Annotated in this window: 12 protein-coding genes; 10 read left to right on the top strand and 2 right to left on the bottom strand. The window is 71.7% G+C overall.

Annotated elements, in window-relative coordinates; all coding sequences use genetic code 11:
- Positions 1-2: 2 nt before the first annotated feature.
- Entirely contained in the window at positions 3-1,343 is a 1,341-nt protein-coding gene (gene aroA, locus ABT070_RS17565; protein WP_351761072.1) for a 3-phosphoshikimate 1-carboxyvinyltransferase, read from the bottom strand.
- Positions 1,344-1,465: 122 nt separating this feature from the next.
- The gene (locus ABT070_RS17560) at positions 1,466-2,188 is read right to left on the bottom strand and encodes a M50 family metallopeptidase (RefSeq protein ID WP_351761070.1); all 723 of its coding nucleotides are present in this window, start codon (positions 2,186-2,188) and stop codon (positions 1,466-1,468) included.
- Positions 2,189-2,238: 50 nt separating this feature from the next.
- Between ABT070_RS17560 and ABT070_RS17555 the strand changes: the two genes are divergently transcribed.
- From ABT070_RS17555 to ABT070_RS17510, 10 genes are all read left to right on the top strand, one after another.
- Positions 2,239-3,054: an SOS response-associated peptidase gene (locus ABT070_RS17555; RefSeq protein ID WP_351761067.1), complete on the top strand. Its 816-nt coding sequence runs from the start codon at positions 2,239-2,241 to the stop codon at positions 3,052-3,054.
- A 1-nt stretch (position 3,055) separates the two neighbouring features.
- A complete protein-coding gene (locus ABT070_RS17550; protein WP_351761064.1) occupies positions 3,056-3,703 on the top strand; it encodes an alpha/beta hydrolase family protein in 648 nt (215 codons plus the stop codon).
- 97 nt (positions 3,704-3,800) lie between these two features.
- Positions 3,801-4,661 carry a sigma-70 family RNA polymerase sigma factor gene (locus ABT070_RS17545; RefSeq protein ID WP_399075413.1) on the top strand — a complete coding sequence of 287 codons (861 nt, stop codon included), beginning with the start codon at positions 3,801-3,803 and terminating at the stop codon, positions 4,659-4,661.
- Positions 4,658-4,960: a mycothiol system anti-sigma-R factor gene (rsrA, locus tag ABT070_RS17540; RefSeq protein WP_314218767.1), complete on the top strand. Its 303-nt coding sequence runs from the start codon at positions 4,658-4,660 to the stop codon at positions 4,958-4,960. Before ABT070_RS17545 ends, rsrA begins: the two co-directional genes overlap by 4 nt.
- Positions 4,961-5,127: 167 nt before the next feature.
- Positions 5,128-6,432, top strand: a complete 1,305-nt coding sequence (locus ABT070_RS17535) for an HD-GYP domain-containing protein (RefSeq protein WP_351761059.1) — start codon at positions 5,128-5,130, stop codon at positions 6,430-6,432.
- Entirely contained in the window at positions 6,429-7,727 is a 1,299-nt protein-coding gene (locus tag ABT070_RS17530; RefSeq protein WP_351761056.1) for an HD-GYP domain-containing protein, read from the top strand. The genes ABT070_RS17535 and ABT070_RS17530 overlap by 4 nt, the downstream gene beginning before the upstream one ends.
- A 125-nt stretch (positions 7,728-7,852) precedes the next feature.
- A complete protein-coding gene (locus ABT070_RS17525) occupies positions 7,853-8,833 on the top strand; it encodes a tetratricopeptide repeat protein (RefSeq protein WP_351761054.1) in 981 nt (326 codons plus the stop codon).
- 178 nt (positions 8,834-9,011) lie between these two features.
- On the top strand, positions 9,012-9,662 hold the full coding sequence (def, locus tag ABT070_RS17520; protein WP_351761052.1) for a peptide deformylase: 651 nt from the start codon (positions 9,012-9,014) through the stop codon (positions 9,660-9,662).
- A gap of 283 nt (positions 9,663-9,945) precedes the next feature.
- Positions 9,946-11,043, top strand: a complete 1,098-nt coding sequence (cyc1, locus tag ABT070_RS17515) for an epi-isozizaene synthase (RefSeq protein ID WP_451101312.1) — start codon at positions 9,946-9,948, stop codon at positions 11,041-11,043.
- A complete protein-coding gene (locus tag ABT070_RS17510) occupies positions 11,040-12,410 on the top strand; it encodes a bifunctional albaflavenone monooxygenase/terpene synthase (RefSeq protein ID WP_351761047.1) in 1,371 nt (456 codons plus the stop codon). Before cyc1 ends, ABT070_RS17510 begins: the two co-directional genes overlap by 4 nt.
- Positions 12,411-12,417 lie beyond the last annotated feature (7 nt).

The following is a 12,417-nucleotide window of genomic DNA, read 5'->3' as shown; positions in this document are numbered from 1 at the left end:
CCCTATACCCCGAGCATCCCGGTCCACAGTTCGGGGAAGTCCGGCAGGGTCTTCGCCGTCGTCGCCACGTTCTCGATCTGCACGCCCTCCACGGCCAGGCCGATGATCGCGCCGGCCGTCGCCATGCGGTGGTCGTCGTAGGTGTGGAAGATCCCGCCGTGCAGCCGGCGCGGGCGGATGTGCAGACCGTCGGCGGTCTCCGTGACATCGCCGCCGAGCTCGTTGATCTCCTTCGTCAGCGCGGCCAGCCGGTCCGTCTCGTGCAGGCGCAGGTGGGACACGCCCCGCAGGGTGGACGGGGAGTCCGCGAGGGCGGCGACGGCCGCGATGCCCGGGGTCAGCTCGCCGACGTCACCGAGATCGACGTCGATGCCGTGGATCGAGCCCGAGCCGGTGAAGACCAGACCGTAGTCGGCCAGTTCGCAGGAGCCGCCCATCTCGGTGAAGATCTCGCGCAGCCGGTCACCCGGCTGGGTGGTGCGGGCCGGCCAGTCCGGGATCAGCACCCGGCCGCCGGTCACCAGCGCCGCCGCCAGGAACGGCTGGGCGTTGGACAGGTCCGGCTCGATCGTCAGGTCCCGGCCCAGCAGGGCGCCCGGGGTGACCCGCCAGACGTTCGGCTCGCCGCCCGACTCCGGGGTGTCCACCTGCGCGCCGACCGCGCGCAGCATGTCGACCGTCATCCGGATGTGCGGCACGGAGGGCAGCGTGGCGCCGATGTGGCGGACCTCCACGCCCTGGTTGAAGCGGGGGCCGGAGAGGAGCAGGGCCGACACGAACTGGGACGAGGACGAGGCGTCGATCTCCACCGTCCCGCCGTCCAGGGCACCCCCGCCGTGCACGGTCAGCGGCAGCGCGCCGCGGCCGTCGTCGTCGATCCGGGCGCCGAGGACACGCAGCGCGTCGACGACGCCGTTCAGGGGACGCTCGTACGCCCGCGGGTCGCCGTCGAAGCGGACGGGCCCGTCGGCGAGGGCGGCGACCGGCGGCAGGAAGCGCATCACCGTGCCCGCGTTGCCGACGTCCACCGTGGCCGGTCCGCGCAGCCCCGCGGGGAGGATCCGCCAGGCCTCGCCGGTGCTGTCGGGGCTTCCGGCGCCGGAGGAGCTGGACGACACGGTCTCCTCGATGCCGACGCCCATCTCGCGCAGGGCGGCCGCCATCAGCAGCGTGTCGCGGGAGCGGAGGGGGCGGCGCAGCCAGCCGGGCTCGGAGGCGAGGGAGGCGAGGACGAGGGCACGGTTGGTGACGGACTTCGACCCCGGCACGTGGACCGTCGCGGCGACGGCCTCGCTTGCGTGCGGGGCGGGCCAGAGGGCGGTGTGGGCGGGGTTCGGGGCCATGGGCCCCACTTTAGTGGTCGGCCGTCCTTCGGGTGCGGCGCCGTCGGGGCCGGCGGCGACCCGTGGCGGAGCCGTGGACGTCCTCTCCCGCACCCCGGTGCGCGCGCCGCTTCGGAGCCGCGTCACAGCCCCAGCAGCCACCTGCCCCCGCCCAGCAGGGCGCACAGGCTCACCGCGTGGAACAGGAACAGCCACAGGCCCGCCGGTACGTGGGTCAGCCGGGACAGCTGGTCCGCGTCCGAGTCGCCCGCGCCTCCGCGCGAGCGCTTCGCCTGGAGCTCGAAGGCGGGCCGTACGCCTCCCAGCAGCAGGAACCACACCACCGCGTACGCGAAGGCCGCCTGCACCTGCGGTCCCGCCAGCCAGGACACCAGCAGGAAGGTGCCGCCGGTGAGGACCACCGTGAGGGCGCCGTACGCGTTGCGGATCATCACCAGCATCACGACCAGCAGCGCCGTCGCCACCCACAGCAGCAGGGTGATGCGGCCGGCGCCGAGGAGGGAGGCGCCGCCCAGGCCGAGCAGCGGGGGAGCGGTGTAGCCGGCCGCCGCGGTGAGGATCATGCCGAGACCGTGCGGCTTGCCCCGGCTGAGGGTCAGGCCGCTGGTGTCGGAGTGCAGCCGGATCCCGGTCAGCTGGCGGCCGGTCAGCAGCGCGACCAGGCCGTGACCACCCTCGTGGGCGATGGTGATCGCGTTGCGCGATATCCGCCACAGGGTGTGCGGTACGACGACCGCGAGGGCGGCGACGGCGGTGGCCACCACCACCCACAGGTCGGGGTCGGACTGGGTGCCGACGAGGCGGTCCCACAGGTCGGGCAGCGCGAGGGCGGCGGTGCTCTCCATGTTTTCTGGTGGCTCCCTTTCGGCTCACGGAGTCTGGCAGTGTGGCACGTATGTGCGGACGGTATGCAGCGAGTCGCAGGCCCGAGGATCTCGCAGGAATCTTTGAGGTCGAGAAGTGGGAGCCCGAGGAGGCCCTGGAGCCCGACTACAACGTGGCGCCGACCAAGGAGGTCTACGCCGTCCTCGACCGTCCGGTGAAGGACGCCGACGACCGCAGTCCGGTTCGGCAGCTGCGGAAGCTGAAGTGGGGACTGGTCCCCTCCTGGGCGAAGACCCCCGAGGGGAGCGCGCGGATGATCAACGCGCGCGCCGAGACCGTCCACGAGAAGCCCTCCTACCGCCGCGCCTTCGCCGCCCGGCGCTGCGTCCTGCCCGCCGACGGCTACTACGAGTGGGTCACCGGCGTCCAGGAACGGGACCTGGAGGTCGAGGGAAAGAAGAAGCGGCCGCGCAAGCAGCCCTACTTCGTGCTCCCGGCCGACGGCACGGTCTTCGCGATGGCCGGGCTGTACGAGTTCTGGCGGGACCGGACCCTGCCCGACGACCATCCGCAGGCCTGGTGGGTGACGTGCTCGGTGATCACGACCGAGGCGGAGACCTCCCCGCTCGCCGTGGCACCCGCCGACGGCCCGCACGCCCTCGCCGACATCCACCCCCGGATGCCGCTGATGCTCACCCCGGACCGCTGGGACGCCTGGCTGGACCCGGCACGGACGGACGTCGACGACCTGCGCTCCCTCCTGGAACCCCCGCCGGCCGGACTGATGCGCGCCTATCCGGTGTCCACGGCCGTCAGCAGCGTCCGCAACAACGGCCCGGAGCTGCTGAAGGAGCTGGAGGGGCCCGAGGAGGGCACACTCTTCTGACGTGAGCAGCGAAACAGTGGTGAGCACCGAAACGGTGGAGACCGACGCGGGCACCGCCCGCATCACCTGGCACCACGCCGAGGAGCCGAGGCTGGTCCTCGCCGTCGGCCATGGCGCCGGGGGCGGTGTCGGGGCCCGCGATCTTCGGGCGCTCGCCGCCGTGCTGCCCGGACACGGGGTGAGTGTCGCTCTCGTGGAGCAGCCCTGGCGGGTGGCGGGCAAGAAGGTCGCGCCCGCGCCGAAGACCCTCGACGTCGGCTGGCGCGGGATCTGGCCGTCCGTCGTCGCGCCCGGGCTGCCGGTGATCTCGGGCGGCCGGTCGGCCGGCGCGCGGGTCGCCTGCCGCACGGCCGGCGAGCTCGGGGCGCACGCCGTGCTCGCGCTGAGCTTTCCGCTGCACCCGCCGGGGAGACCGGAGAGGTCCCGGGCCGACGAGCTGCTCGGGGCGGGGGTGCCGACCCTCGTCGTCCAGGGCGGCAACGACCCCTTCGGCGGACCGGACGAGTTCCCCGCGGGCGGGTACGCCCTCGTGGAGGTGCCGTACGGCGATCACGGGTTCGCCGTGCCCAAGAGGGCCGGGGTCACCCAGGAGGAGACGCTGGAGGTCGTCACCGCCGCGGTCGTCGGGTGGGTCGCTCCGCTCGGGTGAGGTGACGGGCGGGAATGTGGAGGGGCGGGGCGCTGTTGAGGCGGACAGGAGTGCTGAACAACCGGCACCGAAGTCAGTGGGAGAGGAAGTCCGCCGCATGGGTTCGACCATCTGCCCGAGCCGCAGCAGCCGCACCGATCTGGACTGGACGGTGCTGCACGCGGCCAGGACCGCTCCTATTGGAGCGGCGGCAGGCGCGGGTAGTCGTCTATCCTCCGATTCGAGTGGGATCGGTTTCGGTCCTACCCGCGATCTTGAGGAGGTGGGTCCGGTCACCGGTACCGACGCAGGGACCGACAACGGCCAGGCGGAGCTGCCCGAGGGCCAGGGCGTGAGCCAGGAGACGGGCGCGGAATCCACCGCCGAGCGCAGCGCGCGCTTCGAGCGGGACGCGCTCGAGTTCCTCGACCAGATGTACTCGGCCGCGCTGCGCATGACGCGCAACCCGGCGGACGCCGAGGACCTGGTGCAGGAGACGTACGCGAAGGCGTACGCGTCCTTCCACCAGTTCCGCGAGGGCACCAACCTCAAGGCCTGGCTGTACCGGATCCTCACCAACACCTTCATCAACTCGTACCGCAAGAAGCAGCGTGAACCCCAGCGCAGTGCGGCCGAGGAGATCGAGGACTGGCAGCTGGCGCGCGCCGAGTCGCACATGTCCACCGGTCTGCGCTCCGCGGAGTCGCAGGCGCTGGACCACCTGCCCGACTCGGACGTGAAGGCGGCGCTCCAGGCCATCCCCGAGGAGTTCCGGATCGCCGTGTATCTCGCGGACGTAGAGGGCTTTGCGTACAAGGAGATCGCGGACATCATGGGGACACCCATCGGTACGGTGATGTCCCGGCTGCACCGGGGCCGCCGTCAACTGCGCGGCATGCTCGAGGACTATGCCCGTGAGCGCGGGTTGGTCCCGGCCGGTGCCGGAGAGTCGAACGAAGCGAAAGGTTCGGGCTCATGAGCTGCGGAGATCCGCACGAGACGGACTGCGGTGAGGTCCTCGACCACCTGTACGAGTACCTCGACAGCGAGATGCCCCCGCTGGACCGGGACAAGTTCCAGCACCATTTCGAGGAGTGCTCCCCCTGCCTGGAGAAGTACGGGCTGGAGGAGGCCGTGAAGAAGCTGGTCAAGCGGTGCTGCGGGCGTGACGACGTGCCGACCGACCTGCGCGCCAAGGTCATGGGCCGGATCGACCTGATCCGCTCCGGCCAGGCCGTCCCCGAGCACGACGTGACGGCGACGGCCCAGGAGAGCTGAGCCGCTCTCCGCGGGCCCGCTCCGAAGGGAGCCCGCTTGTGGGAGAGCCGCTTCCGGAAAGCGCTGCCGTCACTCGAATGTGCTAATCCGCGGGTGATACGCCCGCGGAGCCGCCCCCGGCCGTCCTAGGCTCCTGAGCCCGGACAGGTACGGCTGGGGGAGGCGTCATGGAGGGGATTCCGGCGCGGGCGCGCGTCTACGCCGCCTGTGTCGCCCTCGGCGCCCTGCTCTGCGCCCTTCCCTCGCTGCCCGGCGCGCGTACCCCCTGGTGGGCCGTCGCCCTGCTCGCCGCCCTGTACGCCGGGGGCGAGCGGATCGCCCGCCGCAGGTTCGCGGGCACCCTCCACCCCGTGCTGCTGGCCGGGGCGTTCCTGCTGACACCGGCCGCGGCCGCTCTCGTCCCGCTGCCCGGGGCGCTGTTCTCGCACGTCGAGCGGCGCCCCTTCCTGCTGCGCCGGGTCTGGCGGGCCGCCCACTCCTCGCTCGCCGTGTGGGCCGCCGCCCGGGTGCACGCCGCGCTCGGCGGGCGGGACGCGGTGGCCGCCTCCGACCTGCCGTACGCGCTGGTGCCGGCGGCGGCGGCCGTGCTGGTGTTCTGCGCCGCGCTCGCCCTGCTGGACGGCGGGATGCTGGCGCTCGCCGAGGGGCTGCCGCCGCGGCGGGTCTGCCGGGGGCTGTTCCTGCGCTCCCTGGCGCCGCTGGCCGTGCACGGGCTGGGCGGGCTGATGATGGCGGTGCTGTGGCGCAGCCCGTACGGGCCGGTGGCGGCCCTGCTCGTGCTGTTCCCGATGGCCGTGTCGTGGTGGGTGTTCGCGCAGTACCACCGGGAGCGCGCCGCCCACCAGGCGACCATTCGCGCCCTGGTGCAGGCCGTCGACATCAAGGACGGCTACACGCGCGGACACAGCGAACGCGTCGGCCAGGCCTCGGTGCTGATCGGGCGCGAACTGGGGATGGACGAGAGCCGGATCGACATGCTCCGCTTCGCCGGGATCCTGCACGACGTCGGCAAACTCGGCGTCCCCACCCGGCTGTTGCGCAAGGACGGGCCGCTCACACCGCAGGAGCGGCGGGTGATCGAGCTGCACCCCGAGTACGGGCACGAGATCACCCGCGGGATCTCCTTCCTCGGCGAGGCCCGCTCGGCGATCCTCCACCACCACGAACGCATCGACGGCAAGGGCTACCCGTACGGGCTGGTGGGCAGCCAGATCCCGGAACCGGCCCGGGTGGTCGCCGTAGCGGACGCGTTCGACGCCATGACGTCCACCAGGTCCTACAGCAGGGCCCGGCCGGTGCACGTCGCACTGGAGGAGCTGCGGCGGTGCGCGGGCGCCCAGTTCGACCCCCGGATGGTCGCGGCGCTGGCGCACGTCATCGCCCGGGACGGCTGGCATCCGGTCGTGACCGCCGAGGAGGACCGGGCCGGCGTGCCCGCGCAGGCGGACGACCGGTCCGGGGTGCGCCGATGACCGTCCGCCGCTCGCACGTCGCCCTCCAGTGCTCGGCCGCGCTCCTCGTCGCCGTCTCCCTCTTCGTTACGTTCATGACAGGCGTGGAGGACCGGCCCGTGGCGCTCGCCTTCGGGGTCCTCGTCGCCGTCGGGGAGCTGACCCGCCCCCAGAGCGGACCCCCGCTGCGTGAGGCCGCGCCGCTCGGCGCCGCGGGGTCGCTGTCGTACGCGCTGGTCGGAGGGCACGCCGGGCACCCCACGCACCACGGGGTCACCCAGGTCGTGGCGGTCGTGGTCGCCGCCTCCCTGCTCGGCAGCGTGCCGCAGCTGGCCCGCGGGCAGGCGGTCCTCGACCACCTGGTCCGGCGGGTACTGGCCGTCGGGTTCGCCGCCGTCTGCTTCCAGCCCCTCCACAACCGCGGGGTGTTCGACGGCTGGAGCGGCCCCGCCTACGCGCTGCTGCTGCTCGCGCTGCTCGTCCTGACCGTCCTGTGCGACGCCGTGGTCGCCGCCGCGCTCGCCCACTCCCGGACCGGCTGGCCGTTCGCCCCGCTGCTGCGGGACGAGCTGCGGGCGGTGCCCGGGATCGGCTCGGCGGTCTGCGCGACGGGGGCGGTGATGGCGCTCGCGGTGGCCGTCGTCGGGCTGTGGGCGCTGCCGGTGTTCTCGGTGCCGCTGCTGCTCACCCAGCTGTCCCTGCGCCGGTACGCGGCGGTGCGGGCCACCTACCGGCAGACCATCGCCTCGCTGGCCCGCGCCACCGAGATCGCCGGGTACACCCCTGCCGGGCACGCCCGCCGGGTCGCCGCCCTCAGCCAGGCCGTGGGCCGGGACCTGGGGCTGCCGGAGCCCGAGCTGGCCGTCCTGGAGTACGCGGCCCTCATGCACGACATCGGCCAGCTCAGCCTCGTCGACCCGGTCCCGGCAGGGGCCACCGCCGAGCTGCCGGCGGCGCAGCAGCGGCGGATCGCGCTGCTCGGCGGGGCCGTCGTCCGCCAGACGGGGGCGGGCGCCCAGGTCGCGACGGTCGTCGAGCGGCAGGCCGACCCCTACCCGGAGCAGCCGGTGGCCGCGCGCATAGTCCGGGTGGTGAACGCATACGAGGAGAAGGTGCAGGGAAGCGGTCCCGGTGGGCCCCTCACCGCCCTGGAGGAGCTGCGGCTCGGCACCGGCGGGGAGTACGCGCCGGAGGTGGTCGAGGCACTGGCCAGGGTGCTGTGGAACGCGGGCGCGGCGCGCCGGGGGCACCCCCGGGCGTTCAGCCCCGGGGAAGCCTCGGGCAGGGTGGTGGCAGGTGACGGGCAGGCTGTCTGACCTTGTCGGCAGGTGGGTAACCCATGGGTAATGAGCGGCCCTCCGGCCACACGTGGTTGGATGCGAGGGAGAGAGTGTCCGGGGGCACTGGCCAGCCCACAGAACGGAACTGGCAGGCGGGAATCGTGAGGATCTTCGGTAAGGGACGGCACCGGCCCTCCGCCTCCTGGCGGCAGGCCACCGACCGCGCGTTCACGCTGATCGGCGACGGGCGGTACGAGGACGCGGGCGCGCTGCTGACACGTGCGGCCGACCTGGAGCCCTGGCTTTCCGAGTCCTGGTTCAACCTCGCCCTGCTGCACAAGTTCCGGCACGACTGGGAGCAGGCCCGTACGGCGGGACTGCGAGCCGTCGCCCTCCTCGAACGGGAGGCCGGGGCCCCCGACTGGTGGAACGTCGGCATCGCCGCCACCGCCCTCCAGGACTGGCCGCTGGCCCGCCGCGCCTGGCAGGCGTACGGGCTGCGGGTGCCCGGCGACGCCATAGGCGCGGGCGAGCCGGTCGGCATGGACCTGGGCAGCGCGGCCGTACGGCTGTCGCCCGAGGGCGAGGCCGAGGTGGTGTGGGGGCGGCGGCTGGACCCCGCCCGGATCGAGGTGCTGTCCATCCCGCTGCCCTCGTCCGGGCGGCGCTGGGGCGAGGTCGTGCTGCACGACGGGGTGCCGCACGGCGAGCGGACCACCGCCACGGGCCACTCCTACCCGGTCTTCGACGAGATCGAGCTGTGGGCGCCGTCGCCGGTGCCGACCTGGGTCGTCCTGCTGGAGGCGGCCACCGAGTCCGACCGGGACGCGCTGGAGCAGCTGGCGGCCGACGCCGGTTTCGCGGCCGAGGACTGGTCGTCGTCGGTGCGGCTGCTCTGCCGGATGTGCTCGGAGTCGCGCATGCCGTCCGACGAGGGTGACGGCGAGCACCTCGACCCGCACGACCACAGCGAGCCGGGGCATCCGGGTCCGCTCGGGCACCGGACGGACGGGCAGCTGTGGGTGCCGGAGCGGGAGTGCGGCGTGGCCGCCCCGGCTTCTCTCGTCCGGGGGCTGCTGGACGGTTGGGTCGCGGACAGCCCGGATTCCAGGGACTGGCGGGACCTGGAAGAGGTCTGTTAGGTCCGGGGATCGCCGCGGCGTCGTCGTGGCAGGTCGCTGCCCCACGCGGCTTCGCTCGAGCGGGGCCCCGTCGCGGCGGAGCCGCGTATCGATCCGGCCCCGCGCCCCCGGGAGCGCGATCCCCGTACCCTGTATCAGCAACTTCACCCCTGTTCCACTGAGGAAGGCATCGTCGGTCATGGCCCAGCAGGACACCGATCAGCAGCACGCGGGCGTGCTCCCCGTGGACGACGAGGGCTTCGTCATCGACACCGAGGAGGCGGAGGCGCGCGAGCTGGCATGGCGTGAGGCCGGTACCTCGCGGCCGATCACCGTCGTCGGGAACCCGGTGCTGCACAAGGAGTGCAAGGACGTCACCGAGTTCGGCGAGGAGCTGCGGCAGCTGGTCGCGGACATGTTCGCCTCGCAGCACGTCGCCGAGGGAGTGGGCCTGGCTGCCAACCAGATCGGTGTCGACCGGAAGGTCTTCGTCTACGACTGCCCCGACGACGAGGGCGTCCGGCACACCGGCGTCGTCTGCAACCCCGAGCTCGTCGAGCTGCCCGCCGACCGGCGCCGGCTGGACGACAGCAACGAGGGCTGTCTGTCGGTGCCCACCGCCTACGCGCCGCTGGCCCGTCCCGACTACGCCGAAGTGACCGGGCAGGACGAGAAGGGCAACCCGATCAAGGTGCGCGGCACCGGATACTTCGCTCGGTGTTTGCAGCACGAGACCGACCACCTCTACGGCTACCTCTACATCGACCGTCTGTCCAAGCGTGAACGCAAGGACGCCCTGCGGCAGATGGCCGAGAACGAGCCCCGTTACCCCGTGGTCGCCAACGACTGAGCTCGTCCGCACCACCACGACGCCCGGCCGGGATCCCTCCGGCCGGGCGTCGTTCGTGTGTCCGACGGACGTTCGATCGCTTACGCACATCTACTGCACATCTGCTGATCCGTAACCAGTCATGCGGGGGTGGATTCTCGGCATGTTGGGGTGGTGAATGAAGCAAATCCGTTCCCAGAACGGTCAGTTGTAGTGCTGAATGGGAAGTGCGGGGATACGCAACGGCGCACGCCCGGCACGGGGCGAGGGGTGTGCGCCCACTGGCGGCTGAGAGGGGTTGTCCGTGCCAGCTTTCCCATACAGCACCACATACAGCACCACAGCGACGGTGGCCGCGCCCGCGGTCCCTCCCTCGCTCTCTCTTCCAGTCATCGAGGCGGCGTTTCCCCGGCAACTGCATCCGTATTGGCCTCAGTTGCAGGAGAAGACGCGCTCCTGGCTGCTGGAAATGCGGTTGATGTCGGCGGACAAGGTCGCAGAATATGCCGACGGACTTTGCTACACCGACCTGATGGCGGGCTTCTACCTCGGCGCACCCGACGAGGTCATGCAGGCCATCGCCGACTACAGCACGTGGTTCTTCGTCTGGGACGACCGGCACGACCGTGACGTCGTGCACGGCCGGACGTCCTCCTGGCGGCGGCTCAGGTTCCGCTTGCACGCGGCCCTGGACTCCCCGGCGGAGCATCTGCGCCACCCGGATCCGCTGGTCGCCGGGCTCGCGGACAGTGTGAGCCGGCTGCACTCCTTCCTTCCCGGGACCTGGAACGCCCGGTTCGCCCGGCACTTCCACGCCGTGATCGACGCGTACGACCGGGAATTCCACAACCGAATCGAAGGGCGCATTCCCGGAGTCGAGGAATACCTGGCGCTGCGTCGGCTCACCTTCGCGCACTGGATCTGGACCGACCTGCTGGAGCCGAGTGCGGGACACGAACTCCCGGACCCGGTGAGGAAACACCCCGCATTTCGCCGAGCGGCGCTGCTGAGTCAGGAATTTGCCGCCTGGTACAACGACCTCTGCTCGCTTCCCAAGGAAATAGCGGGCGATGAGGTGCACAATCTCGGAATCAGTCTCATCACCCATGAGGGACTGACCCTCGAAGAGGCGGTCAAGGAAGTCAGGCGACGCGTCGAGGAATGCATTTCCGAGTTCCTCGTCGTCGAGAAGGACGTCTTGCTTCTTGCCGACCGGCTCGCCGACGGGACGGTTCGCGGAAACCAACTCGGCGCCGCCGTGCGGTCCTGCCTCGGCAATATGCGGAACTGGTTCAGTTCCGTCTACTGGTTCCACCACGAGTCCGGCCGATACATGGTCGACAGCTGGGACGACCGGTCCACGCCCCCGTACGTCAACAACGAAGCGGCAGGTGAGAAATGACCGTCGAGTCGGCGAAACCCGCGACCCCCGCGGCGCCCGAACTGCGTGAGCCACCGTTGGCCGGTGGCAGGGTTCCGCTCCTCGGACACGGCTGGAAGCTGGCCCGCGATCCGCTGGCCTTCCTGGCCCGGCTCCGCGACCACGGCGACATCGTCCGCCTCAGGCTCGGCCCCAAGACGGTGTACGCCGTCACCGCGCCGGACCTCACCGGCGCCCTGGCGCTCAGCCCGGACTACATCATCTCGGGACCCCTGTGGGAGTCCCTGGAGAGCCTGCTCGGCAAGGAGGGCGTGGCCACGGCCAACGGCCCGCTGCACCGCCGCCAGCGGCGCACGATCCAGCCCGCGTTCCGGCTCGACGCCATCCCCGGCTACGGGCCGATCATGGAGGAGGAGGCGTACGCGCTCGTCGAGCGCTGGCGGAACGGCGAGGTCCTCGACGTCACCGCGGAGTCCTTCCGGGTGTCCGTGCGCATCTCCGCCCGCTGTCTGATGCGCGGCAGCTATATGGACGCCCGGTCCGAGCGCATCACCTCCGCGCTCGCCACACTGTTCGCCGGTATGTACCAGCGCATGGTGGTGCCCCTCGGGCCGCTTTATCGGGTACCGATTCCGGCCAACCGCGAATTCAACCGGGCGCTGGCCGATCTGCATCGGCTGGTGGACGAGATCATCGCCGACCGGCGGGCATCCGGTCAAAAGCCGGACGATTTGCTGACGGCTTTGCTGGAGGCGAAGGACGACAATGGCGACCCGATCGGGGAACAGGAGATCCACGACCAGGTCATCGCGATACTCACACCGGGCAGCGAAACAGCCGGCTCGGTGGTCATGTCGCTGCTCCACGTGCTCACCGAGCACCCCGACCAGGTGGACAAGATCCGCGAAGAGGTGAAAAGCGTCGTAGGAGACCGACCGGTCGCATTCGGCGACGTCCGAAAGCTCCAGCACACCGCCAATGTCATCGTCGAGACCATGCGGCTGTATCCCGCCGTATGGATATTGACCCGGCGCGCGGTGACCGAGACCGAGCTCGGCGGCTACCGCATTCCCGCGGGCGCCGACATCGTCTACAGCCCGTACGCCGTACAGCGCGATCCGCGGTCGTACGAGCGGCACACGGAGTTCGATCCCGACCGCTGGCTGCCCGGCCGTTCCCCGGAGGTGCCGAAGTACGCCATGACGCCGTTCGGTGTCGGCAACCGGAAGTGCCCGAGCGACCACTTCTCGATGGCCGAGCTGACGCTGATCGCCGCGGTGGTGGCGTCCGCGTTCCGCTTCGAGGCGGTGCCGGGCTCCGACAACCGGACGCACATCGGCATCACGCTGCGGCCGCGCCGGCTGCGGCTGCGGGCGGTGTCCGGGTGAGAGCCGC

This window comes from Streptomyces sp. NPDC002884 (genome assembly GCF_040295245.1).
Lineage (GTDB): Bacteria > Actinomycetota > Actinomycetes > Streptomycetales > Streptomycetaceae > Streptomyces.
This window is presented reverse-complemented; position numbering and strand designations above follow the sequence as displayed.